Here is a 15,668-nt window from a genome sequence, read left to right on the forward strand (position 1 = left end):
TTTACCATGGACAACCCCCTTCTCTGGACCCTCGTCGCCCTGCAGATTGCCATGGGCGCGTTCGACACGCTGGTGCATCACGAAGGCACCGAGCGGCTGGCCTGGCGGCCGTCGCAAAGGACCGAGCTACGCCTGCACGGCATCCGCAACGCGTTTTACGCGCTGATCTTCCTGTGCCTGGGTTGGTTCGAACCGCACGGCCTGTTCACCCTTGTTCTGGCCGTGATCCTGACCCTTGAGGTGCTGATCACCCTGTGGGATTTCGTCGAAGAGGACCTGACCCGTCGCCTGCCCGCCAGCGAGCGCATCAATCACACCCTGCTGGCCTTGAACTATGGCGCGATCCTTGCGCTGGCCGCGCCGTATCTTTGGCACTGGTCCACCCTGCCTTCGGCCCTGATCCCGGTCAGCTATGGCGGTTGGAGCGTCATGGCCACCTGCGCCGCCCTTGGCGTGGGTCTGTTCAGCGCCCGCGATCTGCTGGCCGCGAACCGCAGCGCGCGGTTGACAGCTGTCAACCCGGCCCCTCTGGTCGCGCCCCTTGCGCCACGGCAGCATGTGCTGATCACCGGCGGCACCGGTTTCATCGGTCAGCGGCTGGTCGAGGCGCTGGTCGCCGCAGGCCATCCCGTCACCGTCCTGACCCGCAATCTGCGTAACGGCGACACGCTGGCGCATCCGGTGCGCCTGATCACCACACTGGATCAGATCGACCGAACCGAGCGGTTTGATGCAATCGTCAATCTGGCGGGTGAGCCGGTGGCAAACGGCCTGTGGACCGCCCGGAAACGGGACCGCATCATTCAGTCGCGGGTCGCCATGACCAAGGCGCTCTGCGCACTGATCCGCAGGCTCGAACATAAACCTGACTGCCTGATCAACGGCTCGGCCGTCGGCTGGTACGGGCTGAGACAGGACGAGACCCTGACCGAGGACGCTGCCCCCTGCCCCGCCTTCATCCATCAGGTCTGCGATGACTGGGAACGCGCCACAGACCCGATTGCCGAGATGAGCGTCCGCGTCGTGACCTTGCGGATCGGCCTTGTGCTGGGCACGCAGGGCGGGATGCTCGCGCGTTTGCTGACCCCGTTCGAATTTGGGGCCGGTTGTCAACTGGGGCACGGCCAGCAATGGATGCCATGGATCGAGCGGGACGATCTGATCCGCGCCCTCGCCTTTGCCCTGTCGCGCCCGGATATCAACGGGCCGCTCAACGCTACTGCCCCGAACCCGGTGCGCAACGCGGAATTCACGCAGGCTCTGGCACATGCGCTGAACCGCCCAGCCCTGTTGCGTGTACCTGGTTGGCTCATCGCCGCCGTCGCCGGAGATATGGGCCGCGAAACTCTGCTGGGCGGTCAGCGAGTGGTTCCCGCGAAGCTGTTGCGCCACGGGTTCCGCTTCACCCACCCGGATCTGGCCCTTGCCCTTGCGGCCATCACCGGCGCGCGGGTGGCCCCGAACAGCGCCACCCCAAAGGAACGCCGCGCCTAGGTCGCGCCGGTCCACGCAACGCCGGGACCCAAGTGGTAGCCCCACGGCAGCCCGGCGTTGCGCCAGCCATTGACCGCCCGCACGCCGTTGGCATCCTTGTCGCCCTCGAACCCTTCGATCAGGTTCCAGACATTCTGGTAGCCCGCAGCCGCCAGTTGCCGCACCGCCACCGCCGAGCGCGCGCCCGACCTGCAGGTCACGAAAATCGCATCCGTCTTTGATCTGCCCTTCTCGGCCCGCAAGGCATCGAACTCGGCCACCACATTGGGGTTGTTGGCCATGCGGTACTGGCCGCCGACCGGGTCAACCTGATGGGTCATGACGCCCAGCGGAATGATCCGGTCCAACCCTTCGGGATGGCCGACAAAGGGAATCTCGATCGGGTCGCGCACGTCCACGAACAGGATATCCGGATCGTGCTGCAAGGCCGCGTGCGCCTCGTGCGGGGTCAGGTAGAGGCCCAGAGGGGTGCGCTGCCGATCGGACAGCTGCGCCGGAACAACAGCGGTTTCAATCGGGCTGGCCGCCGCAACCACCGAGGCGGGGCCAACCAGCGCGCTGGCGGCCCCCAGTTTCAGAAGCGCGCGCCGGGTGGCATGGGCAGGCCGGGTCATTGCTTGGCCTGCGTGTCGGTGCACAGGCCCAGCATCGCATAGATCGGGCAGAACTTGATAAACGCCGTCACCACAAACACGACCCCCAGCCAGCCCCAAAGGCCGATGGTTCCGGTCACCGCCAGAAGGATCAGAACGCTGCCGAGGATCAGCCGCAGAACCCGGTCGATGGAGCCCACATTAGAGGTAAGTTGCATGGTCGAATCTCCTTGATGATCTTGTCCGAGATTCGCAGGTTTTAAGTCCGGGTTATGTGACGAGGTCACACAGATCCGGATCGCGCGTGGCGGCTCAGGGCAGGGCGGTCGTGCAGGTGAACCACGCCGCGTTCAAGCCGGACCCAGCCCCGATGCTCGAACTCCTTGAGGATGCGCGACATGACCTCGCGGGCGCTGCCAAGCTCAGAGGCGATGCGCTGATGGGTGGTGTGGATATCGGCCGATTGCGCCCCCTGATCCAACAGCCACTGCGCCAGTTTCTGATCCATGCGGTTCAGCAGAAGGTCGTCGATCACCTCGGAGAGTTCCACGATCCGCTGCGAGAAGGCCATGAAAACCGCCCCCCGAAACGCGGCATCCTTGGCCAGCAGCGTGTTGAACCGGTCCCGCCCGATGGCCAGCGCGGTGACCGGGCCCTCGGCATAGCCGAAGCCGGAATAGGGGATGTCGGACAGCATGCACGAGGTCGTCATCACGCAACTGTCGTTCGGACCAACCCGGTAGAGCACCACCGTCCGCCCCGACGGGCTGGTCTGTTCCACCCGCACGATGCCTGAGCGGACGATCAGAAACACCTCTCCATACGCGCCCGGCGCAAACAGTTGGGCCCCGTCCGGGATGGTCAGATCGGTGCCCTCGGCCATCAGCCGGTCGAGCAGGGCGGTGCTCCAGTTCTGGTCGGTCACTGTCGGATCTCCGTGCCGCTTTCCCTGTCGATGTAGGCGCGGGAGAGCCTCGGGGCAAACCCGGCCACGCGCAAAGTTGACAGTTGTCAACTCAGGCCGCCGCCCGGTTCGATCCGTTCAGCAAGGCCATCACCATAGGTCCGGGTGAGAACGCGCCGAGCGCCGCCTTGCCCGCAAGCGCGCGCAGATAGCCGCCGGGACTGTTGATGTCGCCGAACCGTTGCAGGATGCAGGCCACTGTGGCGGCGGCGGTTGCCGGGCCCATCACCTCCTGCGCCTCTTGCCAGGCCGAGGGGCTGATGCCCATCATCCCGCGCACATAGCCAGCGGCCACGACCAGATCGCGCCAGTCGCGGGGATCGCGCTCGCAATAGGGCAGGATGTCCGGGCAGGCCTTGATGACCAGAGGCAACGGGATGTTCGGAATTGCCCCGTCCACTTGCGCTGTGGTCTGAGAATCAGTCCCGACGTTGCCCCCTTTGCTTTTTTCTAAGCAAGGTTCAGATTCAGGAGTATCCGGTTTTGAATTCTGATACAGCCGCTCAGATTCACTGTCATTGCCGCTCATTTCTTCTGTTTCCAGCGCCAGAAGTGACCGGATATCTGTAAGGATATCCACAGTGCGACGCTCAAGATCGGCCAGATCGCTCAGGTCCAGCTTGCGGCGCATCTGCTTGTGAGCCTCGAGCAGGGACGCCAGCAGTGCCTCCCAATCGCCGGGCAGGGCGTTTTCCTGCCCATAGAGCGCCAGTTTCAGCGCATCGCGCTTGAGCAGCGAGAGTTTCTCGCGCGCTGCCGCCAGAAGGGCCTGATCGGCGCGGGCCTGTTTGGCGGCCTCGGTGATGTGCGCCGCGTTGTGCAGCAACGGGCGCAAGTCAAAGCCAAAGGCGCGGGCAATCTCGCCATCCGCGCCCCGGCGGGCATAGCGCTTGCCGTTGGGGCTGTCATGGCGCGAGATCAAACCGGCATGCACCAGCGCCGCCAGATGCCGGCGCAGGGTGCTTTCGGCCATGCCATGGGCGCGTTCGGACAGGGCCACGTTCGACGGGAAGACGATCAGGCTGTCATTGTCCGACAGCGCCGCGTTCGGGTGGAACGAGACCAGCGCATTCAGCACCGCCAGATCCCGATCCGTCACCTCAAAAGCGCGCCGGGCGGTGCAGAGATCGCGCAGCAGGTCCCATTTGTCGATATGCGTGACCTCTGGCGCGGTCTGCATCGCCATTGTCTGTTCGATCAGGCCAGCCGTCACCGGCCGCCGCCCGAAGGGCGTCGTTGTGATGTGTTCCATATGCTGTCACGAGACAAAACTTTTTCACCCGCCAGACTCGACGCCAGTTGACAACCGTCAACTCAAAGCCATAGAATCGGAGGTGCTAAATCACCAATTCAGGCCTCTTGGAACTTCGGTTCTGAGGGGTCTTTTCTTTCCGTCCTGTCTGTTTCGTGCCTCCTTGTCGCTGCTCCACGATTATCCCGCTTGCGCGGGGTTATTCATCCCGACCGGTTTTCCAGCGGTGATGAAGATCTGAGATATTCTCGGCCAGCCAGTCCTCGAACCCTTTGGCCGTTTTGGTGTTGAGCGTCAGCACCGCCTTGGTGCCGCTGCGCCGCATCTGCCCCAGCGCGGTTCCATCCGCGCCCCGCAGCGGCACATCGCTGCGCGGGGCAGGGGTTTTGCGGGGCGTGAGGGCGATCAGAACGGCCTCGAACCTTGCATCTGACGTCTCGCCCTCAGCCGCGTCCACCGCGCGCTGCACCTGACTTTTCGGCAGCAGATCGGCCAGCTTCAACCAGCGGTCCCTGCCCACCGAGGGCGCGGCCCCGATGGCCTGTATCAGCGCCTCGGGGATGCGGTCGGATACGGAAATCATACGTGATATCAACGTTTTATCCACATGCAGTGCGTCGCAGATCACCTTGCGGTCATAGCCCATGTCCTGCATCTGACGGGCGAAATTGACCTTTTCGATGAAGCTCAGGTCGCGCCGGGCCGAGTTCTCCTGCCCTTGCGCCAGGATCACCGCGCGGTCATCCAGCACCCGGATCAGCGCTTTGACCGGTTGCCCCAGCTCGCGCAGCGCGGCGACGCGGCGGCGGCCATAGACCACCTGATAGCGTTCGCCATCGTTGGGGTTGGGCCGCAACAGCACGGGCACCTGCTGGCCGTATTCGCGGATCGAGGTGACCAGCTCGGCCAGCCCGGCGTTTTCTTCAAGCCGGTCCTGCAGACCGCCCTGATCAATCATGCGCGGGTCAATCTCCTGCACCGCGCGCGACTTCAGGTCCGAGATCGACTGGCTCACCGCCCCGATCGCGCCCGAGCCATAGCGCGGCTTGGCCACATCCACACGCGCAGGTGCTTCGCCCTCGGTCGGGGCAGGGGGGGCTTCCATCAGCCCTTTCAGCAGGTTCTTACGCGCCATTCATCCGCCCCCAAGCCGATTGCACCAGCGTTTCAATTTCCGAATTCACCGCGTTCAGGCTTTCCATCGCGCGCTCATAGGTGGAGCGGGTGAACTGGCCCTTCTCCACCTCATAGAGCGTCTGTTTGGTGATCCCCGCATCCGAGATCGCGGTGGATTTCAGCACCGGATGGTTCAGCACATGATCGCCGAACATCGAGCGCATGAAGCTGACCATCTGGTTCTGCGGCCCGTCGCCGGGTTCATACCGCGTCACCACGTAACGCAACCAGTCATAGGACATGTTGCCCCCGGCCTCGCTAACCACGCCCAGCAGGTTCGAGGTCATCAGCAGAAACTGGCACATCGACATCACGTCCAACATCTGCGGATGCACCGTCACCAGCACGGCGGTGGCCGCGGACAGGGCGGACATGGTGAGAAACCCCAGCTGAGGCGGGCAATCGACGACAACCACATCATACTCCTGTTCAACAGAGGCCAGCGCGTCGCCGATCCTTGTGAAGAAAAGGTTACCGTCCCGTTGCGTCAGCGCACGGGGGGTGTCGTGTTCGAATTCCATCAGGTCCAGGTTGCCCGGAACGATGTCGAGATTGGTGAAATAGGTCTTCTGGATCACCTCGCGCAGCGGCACCGGATCGTCATAGCGGATCGCATCATATAGCGTGCCGCCATCCAGCAGGTCGAACTCGGGCTGGAACCCGTGCAGCGCCGACAGGCTGGCCTGTGGGTCCAGATCAATCGCCAGCACTTTGTACCCATCCAGCGCCATTTTCTGCGCAAGATGCGCGGCGGTGGTGGTCTTGCCCGAGCCGCCCTTGAAGTTGATCACGGTGATCACCTGCAGATGATCCCCCGGCCGCCGTCCGGGCAGGTAGCTGCCGGGGGCCTTGGCCCCGGCCTCAAGCAACTCGCGCAGGGCCTGAATATCTTCGGGCGAGTAGTAGCGGCGGCCTCCGGCCCGCGTCTCGGGTGAGGGGCCACGGCCATCCAGATGCAGTTTGCGCAGATAGGCGTGCTTGACGCCCAGCAGATCCGCGGCCTCGCCAGATGTGAACTTGCGCAGGGATCGTTTGGCATCGGGCGGGAACAATTGCGCGCGATGCGCCTGCAACCGTTCGGACAGCCGCCTTGCGTGATCGCCCACCAGCAGGTCGATCCGCTCCTGTGTGTGGCCTGTCTGCGGCGTCCCTGCTAGGGTTGCGTCGTCCATCTCTGCCCTCATTTGGCGCTGCGTTGTTACGCTTGCTGCCGTTTTATTCACTGCTTTCCGTAATTAATGGGGCAGGAACTGCGATTCTTGCAAGTGTTTTTTCCATATCCTGTGGTCTCAAGGGGCTGAGCCACAAGGCAAACAGGGTTGACTTGACCCACAAGTATGACCAAGTATGACTGTGGAGGCCCGCCATGACCATCAAAACCACGCTCAGCTTCACCGACCGGCATCACCGATTCCTCAAGGAAAAGGTGGGCGAGGGGGTCTATGCCTCGGCCTCGGCCGCTGTTGCCGCAGCAGTGGAACGGATGATTGAGGATGACGAAGCGCGCGAGATCGCGCTGGACGCCATGGCCGACGAAATCCGCCGCCGCGCCGCCACCCCGCGCGCGGACTTTGTCGAGCATGAGGATGTCTTTGCCCCGGCCCTGCGCCGTCTGGACCGCGACGCGTGACATACAGGCTGCGCTATCATCCGTCGGTGGCGGATGATCTGCTGACCATTTCCGACCTGATCGAAGACTATGCCGGGCCCCGGGTGGCGCGCCGCAAGCTGGCCGAGATCGCCGAAGTGGCCCAAAGCCTGCGCACGCTGCCCCATCGCGGCACGCTGCGCGACCATATCCTGCCGGGCCTGCGTGCCATCCCCGCCGCCCGCCGTGCCGTCATCGCCTTTACCGTCGATGAAGCACTGCGCGAGGTTCACGTGCTGGCGATCACCTATGGCGGGGCAGACTGGATCACGCGCACGGGTCGGCGCGCCTGATCTTCACCCCAACAGATCAGTTGCCGGGTTTTCAGCGATATCTACATCATCATAATACTTCTGCGCCTGAGCCAGCGAGCGGTGCAGCGACAAGCGCATGGCGGCCTGAATAGGGGCGCCGTCCAGCGCCGCTTGCGTCAGAAAGCCCGAGCGCAGCCCGTGGGGCGAGGCGAAGCCCTCGGGCAGTCCCGCCAGTTTCAACCGGTGTTTGACGATCTGCGCGATCGCATCCGGGGTCAGGCCACGTTTCAGCACCCGGTCGGCTTTGGAGATTGGCCGGAACAACGCACCGTCCGTTATCTCACCCACCTCGATCCAATGCACCAGCGCCTGCGCGGCGCGGCCTTTCAGAACCAGCCGGGGCGTCTCGCCCTTGCTGGTCGTCTTGGTTTCCAGCAGCGAGATCCAGACGACCCCGCTTTTGTCGAACTCTTTCAGCGAGACATCCTCACGCATTAGCCCTGTGATCTCGGACCGCCTGCGGCCCCCGCTGGCCCAGCCCAGCATCAGGATCGCCCGGTCGCGGCAATCGCGACGCGAGCCCCGGCAAGTGGCCAGCAGTTGCTCGAGCACATCCCGGGTGATCGGGTGCTGTGACTTGGGGGCAGGGGGCCGGGCTGCCGCACGACGGGCCTTGGACCGGGCCTGTTTCACCTGTGGCGCATCAAACGGGCTGGCCAGGTTCTTCATCCGATGAAACGCCAGCCACGACGCAATACGCCGATCCAGCGTCGACGGGGCCGGGCAGGCCAGAGATTTGCGCAGCCCTTGCGCGACCAGCGCCTCTGCGGTTTGGCGGGCACGGTCGTCCGGGGCTGCATCGTTCAGATCGCGCGCGTGGTCGAGAATGAAGGCCAGAGCGGTCGCCTCACTTTCCGGCCAGTCCGGTGCCGCACCAAACCGCGCCGCTTTCCAGGCGGTGATATAGAGCAGATCCCGCTCATAGGCGCGCAGCGTATTGGCGGGCGTGCCACGCACGTAGAGATCGGTCAGCGCCTCCTGATCTTCGACAGAAAGCGACGGAGAGGCGGCGGGCAGGTATGGGGCAGGGGGCTTCATGAGGTTCATTCTGCGCGGTTTGCGCGATGAAATCAATCATTACTGATAAGCGATACTTATCGAATTTAATGGGACGCCGACAACCTCAGAAAGGTAATATGCAAACCTGATACTTTATGCGCACTGCGGACGCACCGGCTCGCATATCCGGCACACTTGGATATATGCAGAACTCCGGTTACGCTGAATGAAAATTCAGAGGTACAGCGTGCGGCGTTTCATCCTTCAGATCGCGGCGATCCTGGTTTTCGCTGGAGAGCTTCATGCCGAGAAACAGGATTATCTTGAGCTTGCCCGGCGCGGCTGGGGGTACGAGCTTCGGTCCACGATGCTGGGCCGTGACATGGCCATTCCGGTCCATATCAACGGGCGGGACCTTGCCGGAGCCTCGCTGTGCCTGGTTGGGGAACGGCCGCATCCGCTGACGCTGGCAGTATTGAACACCTTTCGGGACTTGCTGAAGCACAGCTATGGTCATCCCACGCCGATGCGGTATGCGGGGCGGTCCGCCAGCGATTGCGGCACCGGGCGGACCGTGGTTCTGCGCTTGTACTCGGGATATCCACCGGAACGGGAACTGTCTTCGGATCTGGACTGGCTGAGCGAAACCCATCAGCTTGGCCTGCCTTCCGGGCGCAGATATCTGGTGACATCTCCGGCGATGGCGCAAACCTTCTTTGGCCGTCGCGGACAAGGGACGCATCTTGTGGTCAAGCAACCGGCACATGGCCGACCCGACCTGTTGGAAACGGCGTTTCACAAGTCGATCCTGCTGGAAGAGCTTTTCCAGTCCTACACGTTCGGCATGGACATTCTGCTGAGCGACAGGACAGCCGGATTTTTGTCGAAGCTGCAGGAAACGCCTGTGAACCTGCACCGGTTTCCATGGAACTCGCATGCGTTCATGCGGGCGCTGCTGAATTCCAACCCCGGCGGGCTATGTGCCTTTGACGTGTTCATGCTGCACGCGGTTGCCCAGTCGCCGGTGGATCAGACCATTGATCCAGGGTTCATCGACTATATCGACGACGAATATGATCGCCTGTGGGCGCAAACCGACGAAACGCTGACGGACCCGCAGTTTGCTTCGCTGTTCGACGAGGGCTGCACCCGCGCGGTTCAGGTTTCAAGGTAATACCATCGGGTGTATTTTGCGGGGCAGGGGACTCCGGTTAGCCTGTATTTGGGTCCCGTACCATCGGAACCCAGGGGAGGTCATATGGACACAAGGCCTGAAAACCCGCCGCGCGCGATTGCGGGGGTGTCGGGGTATCTGTCGCAAGGGCTTGTCGGGCACGAGCATCTGGTCGAAAGCCTGCTGATTGCGCTGCTCGAAGGGGGCCACCTGTTGGTCGAGGGCGCACCCGGTCTGGCCAAGACCCGCGCGGTCAAATGGTTGGCGAACGCTGTCGAAGGCAGCTTTGCCCGCATACAATGCACACCCGACCTGATGCCATCCGACGTGACGGGGACACCGGTCTATCAACCGCAGGAAGGTCGGTTCGAATTTGTTCCCGGGCCGGTTTTTCACACTCTGGTTCTGGTTGATGAGATCAACCGCGCCCCGCCCAAGGTCCAGTCGGCTTTGCTGGAAGCGATGGCGGAACATCAGGTGACCGTCGGGAATGAGACCCACGCTTTGCCCGATCCGTTTCTGGTCATAGCCACCCAGAACCCGATTGAACATGACGGGACGTTTCCCTTACCCGAGGCGCAGTTGGACAGGTTCCTGCTGCATGTGGTCCTGTCGCTGCCGGATATCGAGACCGAGCGGCAGATACTCGATCTGGTGATCTCCGAAACACAGGACGGCCCGCCGGACGTGCAGCGCATGACGCTTGCGGAATTGCGGGCCGCGCGGGCCGAGGCGCGCGCGGTGCATGTGGCCCCGGAATTGCGCGACTACATCGTGCGGCTTGTGTCTGCGACGCGCCAAGGGCCACTGGCCGAACACATTGAACATGCGGTCTCGCCGCGCGGGTCGCTGGCGTTGGCATCGGCGGCACGCGCGCGCGCCTATCTGCGCGGCCGTGACTTTGCCTTGCCCGAGGATGTGGCCGCCGTGGCCCCGGACGCGCTGGCCCATCGGATGGTTCTGACCTGGCGCGCGGTTGCGGATGGTCGCAAGCCGCGCGGATTGGTTGCGGATATTCTGAATACGGTCGAACCGTTGTGACCGCCGTTCTGTCCCATGCCGGTGTGACTTTGACCTCGGACGCTTTGATCGCATTGCGGCGCGTGGCGTTGACGACCCAAGCCGACCCGCCGGTGGTTGCCTTGCCCGGCGGGTTCCTGACGCGAAAGCGCGGGCAGGGCGTTGAGGTGGCTGATGCGCGGGAATACGTGGCCGGTGATGACATCCGACATCTGGACCGGGGCACAACCGCACGCACCGGGCGGCTGCATGTGCGTCAGTTTCAGGAAGAACGCGACCGGGTCTCGCTGCTGGTGGCCGATTTTCGGGCGCCGATGTTCTGGGGGTTGCAGCGGGCTTTCCTGTCCGTTGCCGCCGCCGAGGCGCTGGCTCTGATCGGCTGGCATCTGATTGAAAGCGGCGGGCGCGTTGGTCTGTTGGCACTCACGACCGGAGCGCCGGTCATCATTCCGCCACGCGGCAGAACCCGCGGGATGCTCGATGTGATCGGCGGTCTGGTGCAGGCCCATGGGCGCAGCCTTGCATCCCTGCAAAACGGTCAGGATGACGCGCGATCACTGGAACAGGCGCTGGAAGGTGTGGAACGCCTGACCCGATCCGGGTCAGAGGTCATTGTCGCCTCGGGCTTTGAAATGCCGGATGCCGCTTTGGCGGATCGGCTGGACCGGATCGCCCATCGGCGCAGCCTGCGGCTTATACTGACCACCGAAAGCAAGACCCATGACATGCCACGCGGCTGGTATCCCATGCGATTGCCCGACGGGCGGCAGAAACGCGTCTATCTCACCGGAGCCGGGACCGGGGGTGAGCTGTTGTATCAGAGCATCGGCACCCATCAGGCGCTTGTTCTGAACGCAAGTGATCCGGTGGAAGACACCGGTCAACGCATCGCGCTTGCGTTCTCGGAAAGGTCTGCCGCATGAGCGAAACGGCGATGTCCGACACCACAATGCTGGCCAGCTTGCGGGACATACGTTTACCGGCACAAGCCGCAGGTGGCGTTTGGGCGGACTACGCTGTGGTCATCGGCCTGTCGGCTCTTGTCGCCATCTGCGTCGTGTTTGTGTTGCGGGTGTTAAGCACCCGGCGGCCCGCGACCCGGGTGGGCCCCAAGGTTGAAGACGTCACAGGCTGGTCGGAAGACCGGCTTAGGGTGGCGCTGCTGCACCAGCTTCGCGAGCAGGACCCGCAGCGGTATTCGGAACTCTCAGAAGGTCTCTATCGCCCGGACGGCGGGCCAAGTCTTGCGGCCTTGAAGGATGAGGTAGCGCATAGTGTTTGAGCTTGCCGATCCCTGGGTGTTGCTTCTTCTGCCTGCCCCGTTGCTGATCGCGCGTCTTCTAAACGCGCGGCCCATGCTGGATCGCGGCTTCCCGGTTCCCGAACGTATCGGTGCGATGCTGGACGCCGCAAGTTCTGGCGGTGATCCCGGCAGGCGCAGGTTCGCAGATCAGGCAGTGTTGTGGGCCATCTGGGTCCTGCTGGTTGTTGGGCTGTCCGGCCCGCGTGAACTGACGCCAGTGAGCGCGCTGAAAGTCTCGGGCCGTGATCTTGCGATTGTTCTGGATCTGTCCGGATCAATGGTGCGGGACGATTTCTATCTGGATGACCGCCAGATCACACGGCTCGAGGCTGTCACGACCGTGGGTGCAGATTTCGCCAGACGCCGGGCAGGGGACCGGGTCGCGCTGATTGTCTTCGGGTCCGAGGCCTATTTCGCCACGCCGTTCACCTTCGATACCGAAGCTGTGGCCAACCGGATCGAAGAAGCCAGCATCGGCATTTCGGGACGCGCAACGAACATCTCGGACGGTCTTGGACTGGCGTTGAAACGGCTGGCAGACAGTCAGGCGGCGTCCCGGGTTGTCATTTTGCTGTCGGACGGGGTGAACAATGCCGGTGCCACCAATCCGCGCGGGGTTGCGGAACTGGCCGCCGGAATAGGGGTGCGTGTCCACACCATTGCCCTGGGGCCGAAAGATCTGGAAAGCGCTGCGGTCGGTGAGCGCGGCGTGGTCGACGCCGCAACCCTGCGGGCCATTGCGCAGGTGTCTGGCGGAGAGAGCTTCCGCGTTAAAACCACCGATGATCTGATCGAGGTCACACAGGCGCTGGATCGTCTGGAAGCCAATGACAGTGCGGGTCTGACCGCCGAGGTCTATCGCGACTACTGGACCTGGCCCGCCGCGCTGGCCGCAGCCCTGGCGCTTTTGGCAGCGTGGAGGCATTCGGGATGATGGAAACCGATTTCAGCCTCCTCAGACCCTATTGGATGCTGGCTGTTCCGGTTGTTGCAGGCCTGGCCTTGTGGGTGCTGTCAAACACCCGTGGATTTGGCACGTGGGACAAGGTCGCTGACGCCGCATTGATGCAGGCGATGGCGGCAATAGGCCGGATCGAAGGGGCGTCCTTGCCCCTGACGCGGATTGCGCAGCTTTCGGTTGCCGGGCTCTGCGTGATTGCCCTGACCGGTCCGGCGATCGAACGGCGCGGTGCCGAGACCTATCGAAATCTGGACGGGGTTTTGTTTCTGGTCGATGCGTCGGCAAGTGTGTCAGGCAACGAGCGCTGGCCGCAAATGCTGACCATGGGGCGATTTGGTGTCAGTGCGCTGGGGTCACGGCCCGGCGGGATCATCGTTTTTGCGGGCGATGCTTATGTCGCGACTGACATGACAACCGATCACCGGCAATTGGGCCAGACCTTTTCTCTGATTGATGCCGATACCGTACCGGACAAGGGCTCGCGCCCCGAGCGCGCGTTGGCATTGGCTGCGCAGCGGATGGATGAGGCCGGTATTCTGGCCGGTGACGTGGTTCTGTTCACCGATGGCGAAGGTCTGGGGGTGGCTTCGCTGCAGGCCGCCGCCGCGCTGGCGGATCGCGGTGTCAGGGTGTCCGTGGTTTCGCTGGACCAGCCCTCTGCGCAGATCCAGACCCATGCCAGCGTCGGCAGCGGCGCGGTTTTCACATTGGATCAGACCGATGATCTGGGGGGGTGGTTGTCAGAAGACGCCGCGACGCGGCTGGAGAAGTCGGATTTCCCGGTGCTCTTCTGGCACGATCTGGGGCGATACCTGCTGATCCTCGCGCTGTTCCCGATGCTGCTGCTGTTCCGGAGGGAACGGGCATGAAGTGGCTCGCGGTCTTCAGTGTGGCCCTGATTGCCTTTGCGATTGCACTGGGGGGCGCGGCCCCGTTTGGCCGGGTCGCTTTGGCGCTTGGGATGAATACGGTTGCCGCCCGGCTGTTTGAAGACCCGGATTGGCAGGGTGTGGCCCTATACCGGGCGGTCCAATTCGATGCTGCGGCGCAGGCGTTTGAGGATGCGGGGTCGTTGTATAACCTCGGGAACGCTCAGGTTCATGGCGGTCGTATTGCCGCCGCGCTAGAGGCTTATGATCAGGCGATTGTGACGGGTGACGCGGACGCGCAGGCCAATTTCGATGTTGTCGCCGCCTTTTATGCAGGCCTGCAGATCGATCCCGAAGCGCTTGGCCTGTTCCCCGAGCGAAAAAGCGGGCCTCAGGCGGACAGCTTCGTCGCGCGCGGTGATGCGCGTGCGGCGGGCACGGGCAGCGAGGTCACCAATTCCAACACGATGCTCGGGCTGGCGGAACTGGACAGTCGCGGGCGTCTTGGGGTGCGGCGTATTTTTGACGACAAGTTCATGGTGGCGGATGAACGATGGCTCAACCAGTTGTCCGACGTACCGGGGGAATTCATGGCCGCCCGGATCGCGCAGGAACACAAACGCCGCGAAAAACTGGGGCTTTCACCACCGGAACCGGAGGACCCGCAATGAAGTGGTTGGTTCTTGCATGGCTGTTTTTCCCTTTGCAGGTCCTGGCGCAATCGAAAACCGTTTTGCCGTCGGAACTGTCAATTGAGGTAACGGTCGAGGACAGCAGCGTTGTGCCGTTCACACGCGAAATGATCCTGATCACCATTCGGGGCGTGTATCGGCGCCATATTACGCGGGAAAAGCTGATACAGCCGGATTTCGATGGTTTCAGCTGGGCGCAGCTTGGACCGGATCACTGGACCGAGGAACGGATCAACGGGCGGAACTTCAAGGTTTTCACCCGGCGCATGGCGGTCTACCCGGTCAGGTCCGGTGAACTGACCATTGGCCGGTTCACCCACAGCCTGACGCTGACCGATGAAAGTGACGACTGGTTCGAACATAACATCCAGTCCGAACCTCTGACCATCGAGGTCGCCGAAGCCCCAGCCTCGGCGGACTGGTGGTTTCCGGTGCGTGATCTGCAGATCTCGGACCAATGGTCGAACGCACCGGATCAACTGTCGCCGGGTGAGGGCGTTCTGCGTGTAATCCGGATTGAGGCGCTGGGGGCGACGCCCGAGATGGTTCCCCCGATGCCCGATCTGCGCTCACCTTCCGCCATGATCTTTGCCCATCCGGAAAAACGGTTGGTGGAACTGACACCGGAAGGTCCGGTGACCTATGCTTTCTGGCGCTGGACCATTCGGCCCGGCAATGACATTTCGGGCATCGTGGAGCCCCTGCAACTCAGCTACTTTGACACCGTCACGCGCGAGGCGCGCGAGGTCACAATCTCGGCGCAGCGGGTGGCCTATGGGGCCGTCGCAAACAGTGAAATCGCCGAGGCACCCCCACCCGTTCCCAACGCCGCAAGGTTACCAGGTTGGCCGACGTTTGTGCTGGCTGTCATCGTGTTCGCAGCTGCTGTGTGGGTGGGCATGTCGGGCCGCAAACTGACCGGTTTGCAGGCGTTGCAGCGCTTTGCGGCCTTTGATCCTCTGGCGCGGGATCTCAGGGCGTGCGCCAGAAACGGAAGTGCCGGCGGTGTGCGTCAGGCCGCGGCTTCAATCATGCGGCGTGATGGACCGTCACCAACGCGCGTTGCGCAGTTGCAGGACTTTGATCGAGGCTGTTTCGATCCAAAATCTCCGGCACCCGATTTGCAGCGGTTTGCCGGGAAATTCCTGCGCAACTGACCCTTCATGAACGTCAAGGTTCTGTTTATTGGCGCATTTTTTTCGGTTTCAT

Annotated in this window: 18 protein-coding genes; 11 read left to right on the top strand and 7 right to left on the bottom strand. The window is 63.0% G+C overall.

Annotation, left to right across the window (positions count from 1 at the left end; all coding sequences use genetic code 11):
• The first annotated feature begins 6 nt into the window (after positions 1 to 6).
• On the top strand, positions 7 to 1,494 hold the full coding sequence (locus tag ACR0NJ_RS19330) for a TIGR01777 family oxidoreductase (protein ID WP_480818730.1): 1,488 nt from the start codon (positions 7 to 9) through the stop codon (positions 1,492 to 1,494).
• Here the strand turns inward: ACR0NJ_RS19330 and ACR0NJ_RS19335 are convergent.
• The 6 genes from ACR0NJ_RS19335 to repA form a co-directional block, all read right to left on the bottom strand.
• Entirely contained in the window at positions 1,491 to 2,108 is a 618-nt protein-coding gene (locus ACR0NJ_RS19335; protein ID WP_480818731.1) for a rhodanese-like domain-containing protein, read from the bottom strand. The genes ACR0NJ_RS19330 and ACR0NJ_RS19335 overlap by 4 nt on opposite strands.
• Entirely contained in the window at positions 2,105 to 2,305 is a 201-nt protein-coding gene (locus ACR0NJ_RS19340) for a YgaP family membrane protein (RefSeq protein ID WP_480818732.1), read from the bottom strand. Before ACR0NJ_RS19340 ends, ACR0NJ_RS19335 begins: the two co-directional genes overlap by 4 nt.
• 65 nt (positions 2,306 to 2,370) lie before the next feature.
• Positions 2,371 to 3,012 carry a Crp/Fnr family transcriptional regulator gene (locus ACR0NJ_RS19345; RefSeq protein WP_480818733.1) on the bottom strand — a complete coding sequence of 214 codons (642 nt, stop codon included), beginning with the start codon at positions 3,010 to 3,012 and terminating at the stop codon, positions 2,371 to 2,373.
• Positions 3,013 to 3,103: 91 nt separating this feature from the next.
• Positions 3,104 to 4,303, bottom strand: coding sequence for a plasmid replication protein RepC (gene repC, locus ACR0NJ_RS19350; protein ID WP_480818734.1), 1,200 nt, complete (start codon positions 4,301 to 4,303; stop codon positions 3,104 to 3,106).
• A gap of 199 nt (positions 4,304 to 4,502) precedes the next feature.
• The gene (gene repB, locus ACR0NJ_RS19355; RefSeq protein ID WP_480818735.1) at positions 4,503 to 5,438 is read right to left on the bottom strand and encodes a plasmid partitioning protein RepB; all 936 of its coding nucleotides are present in this window, start codon (positions 5,436 to 5,438) and stop codon (positions 4,503 to 4,505) included.
• A complete protein-coding gene (repA, locus tag ACR0NJ_RS19360) occupies positions 5,428 to 6,651 on the bottom strand; it encodes a plasmid partitioning protein RepA (protein WP_480818736.1) in 1,224 nt (407 codons plus the stop codon). Before repA ends, repB begins: the two co-directional genes overlap by 11 nt.
• Before the next feature lie 194 nt (positions 6,652 to 6,845).
• Here repA and ACR0NJ_RS19365 point away from each other — a divergent pair, with 194 nt between their 5' ends.
• Both ACR0NJ_RS19365 and ACR0NJ_RS19370 read left to right on the top strand, forming a co-directional pair.
• Positions 6,846 to 7,109: a type II toxin-antitoxin system ParD family antitoxin gene (locus ACR0NJ_RS19365; RefSeq protein WP_480818737.1), complete on the top strand. Its 264-nt coding sequence runs from the start codon at positions 6,846 to 6,848 to the stop codon at positions 7,107 to 7,109.
• Positions 7,106 to 7,420 (top strand): type II toxin-antitoxin system RelE/ParE family toxin, encoded by a 315-nt coding sequence (locus ACR0NJ_RS19370; RefSeq protein ID WP_480818738.1) that lies wholly within the window; start codon positions 7,106 to 7,108, stop codon positions 7,418 to 7,420. Before ACR0NJ_RS19365 ends, ACR0NJ_RS19370 begins: the two co-directional genes overlap by 4 nt.
• A gap of 3 nt (positions 7,421 to 7,423) precedes the next feature.
• Here ACR0NJ_RS19370 and ACR0NJ_RS19375 read toward each other — a convergent pair whose 3' ends face one another.
• Positions 7,424 to 8,479, bottom strand: coding sequence for a tyrosine-type recombinase/integrase (locus ACR0NJ_RS19375; protein ID WP_480818739.1), 1,056 nt, complete (start codon positions 8,477 to 8,479; stop codon positions 7,424 to 7,426).
• Positions 8,480 to 8,666: 187 nt separating this feature from the next.
• Between ACR0NJ_RS19375 and ACR0NJ_RS19380 the strand changes: the two genes are divergently transcribed.
• The 8 genes from ACR0NJ_RS19380 (at position 8,667) to ACR0NJ_RS19415 (ending at position 15,616) form a co-directional block, all read left to right on the top strand.
• Positions 8,667 to 9,614: a hypothetical protein gene (locus ACR0NJ_RS19380; protein ID WP_480818740.1), complete on the top strand. Its 948-nt coding sequence runs from the start codon at positions 8,667 to 8,669 to the stop codon at positions 9,612 to 9,614.
• Positions 9,615 to 9,698: 84 nt separating this feature from the next.
• A complete protein-coding gene (locus ACR0NJ_RS19385; protein WP_480818741.1) occupies positions 9,699 to 10,655 on the top strand; it encodes an AAA family ATPase in 957 nt (318 codons plus the stop codon).
• Entirely contained in the window at positions 10,652 to 11,557 is a 906-nt protein-coding gene (locus tag ACR0NJ_RS19390) for a DUF58 domain-containing protein (RefSeq protein WP_480818742.1), read from the top strand. Before ACR0NJ_RS19385 ends, ACR0NJ_RS19390 begins: the two co-directional genes overlap by 4 nt.
• Entirely contained in the window at positions 11,554 to 11,916 is a 363-nt protein-coding gene (locus ACR0NJ_RS19395; protein WP_480818743.1) for a hypothetical protein, read from the top strand. Before ACR0NJ_RS19390 ends, ACR0NJ_RS19395 begins: the two co-directional genes overlap by 4 nt.
• Complete coding sequence (locus ACR0NJ_RS19400; protein ID WP_480818744.1) at positions 11,909 to 12,871, top strand: VWA domain-containing protein; 963 nt, start codon at positions 11,909 to 11,911, stop codon at positions 12,869 to 12,871. The genes ACR0NJ_RS19395 and ACR0NJ_RS19400 overlap by 8 nt, the downstream gene beginning before the upstream one ends.
• Positions 12,868 to 13,767 carry a VWA domain-containing protein gene (locus ACR0NJ_RS19405; protein WP_480818745.1) on the top strand — a complete coding sequence of 300 codons (900 nt, stop codon included), beginning with the start codon at positions 12,868 to 12,870 and terminating at the stop codon, positions 13,765 to 13,767. The genes ACR0NJ_RS19400 and ACR0NJ_RS19405 overlap by 4 nt, the downstream gene beginning before the upstream one ends.
• Positions 13,764 to 14,438 carry a hypothetical protein gene (locus ACR0NJ_RS19410; RefSeq protein ID WP_480818746.1) on the top strand — a complete coding sequence of 225 codons (675 nt, stop codon included), beginning with the start codon at positions 13,764 to 13,766 and terminating at the stop codon, positions 14,436 to 14,438. The genes ACR0NJ_RS19405 and ACR0NJ_RS19410 overlap by 4 nt, the downstream gene beginning before the upstream one ends.
• On the top strand, positions 14,435 to 15,616 hold the full coding sequence (locus ACR0NJ_RS19415) for a hypothetical protein (RefSeq protein ID WP_480818747.1): 1,182 nt from the start codon (positions 14,435 to 14,437) through the stop codon (positions 15,614 to 15,616). Before ACR0NJ_RS19410 ends, ACR0NJ_RS19415 begins: the two co-directional genes overlap by 4 nt.
• Positions 15,617 to 15,668: the final 52 nt, after the last annotated feature.

Source organism: Ruegeria sp. F11, assembly GCF_056533855.1.

What these genes read in the sequence shown, in the direction of transcription:
- ACR0NJ_RS19330 (WP_480818730.1), top strand. Translation starts at nt 7, where the DNA reads ATGGACAACCCCCTTCTCTGGACCCTCGTCGCCCTGCAGATTGCCATG.
- ACR0NJ_RS19335 (WP_480818731.1), bottom strand. Translation starts at nt 2,108, where the DNA reads ATGACCCGGCCTGCCCATGCCACCCGGCGCGCGCTTCTGAAACTGGGG.
- ACR0NJ_RS19340 (WP_480818732.1), bottom strand. Translation starts at nt 2,305, where the DNA reads ATGCAACTTACCTCTAATGTGGGCTCCATCGACCGGGTTCTGCGGCTG.
- repC (WP_480818734.1), bottom strand. Translation starts at nt 4,303, where the DNA reads ATGGAACACATCACAACGACGCCCTTCGGGCGGCGGCCGGTGACGGCT.
- repB (WP_480818735.1), bottom strand. Translation starts at nt 5,438, where the DNA reads ATGGCGCGTAAGAACCTGCTGAAAGGGCTGATGGAAGCCCCCCCTGCC.
- repA (WP_480818736.1), bottom strand. Translation starts at nt 6,651, where the DNA reads ATGGACGACGCAACCCTAGCAGGGACGCCGCAGACAGGCCACACACAG.
- ACR0NJ_RS19365 (WP_480818737.1), top strand. Translation starts at nt 6,846, where the DNA reads ATGACCATCAAAACCACGCTCAGCTTCACCGACCGGCATCACCGATTC.
- ACR0NJ_RS19375 (WP_480818739.1), bottom strand. Translation starts at nt 8,479, where the DNA reads ATGAAGCCCCCTGCCCCATACCTGCCCGCCGCCTCTCCGTCGCTTTCT.
- ACR0NJ_RS19380 (WP_480818740.1), top strand. Translation starts at nt 8,667, where the DNA reads ATGAAAATTCAGAGGTACAGCGTGCGGCGTTTCATCCTTCAGATCGCG.
- ACR0NJ_RS19385 (WP_480818741.1), top strand. Translation starts at nt 9,699, where the DNA reads ATGGACACAAGGCCTGAAAACCCGCCGCGCGCGATTGCGGGGGTGTCG.
- ACR0NJ_RS19395 (WP_480818743.1), top strand. Translation starts at nt 11,554, where the DNA reads ATGAGCGAAACGGCGATGTCCGACACCACAATGCTGGCCAGCTTGCGG.
- ACR0NJ_RS19405 (WP_480818745.1), top strand. Translation starts at nt 12,868, where the DNA reads ATGATGGAAACCGATTTCAGCCTCCTCAGACCCTATTGGATGCTGGCT.
- ACR0NJ_RS19410 (WP_480818746.1), top strand. Translation starts at nt 13,764, where the DNA reads ATGAAGTGGCTCGCGGTCTTCAGTGTGGCCCTGATTGCCTTTGCGATT.
- ACR0NJ_RS19415 (WP_480818747.1), top strand. Translation starts at nt 14,435, where the DNA reads ATGAAGTGGTTGGTTCTTGCATGGCTGTTTTTCCCTTTGCAGGTCCTG.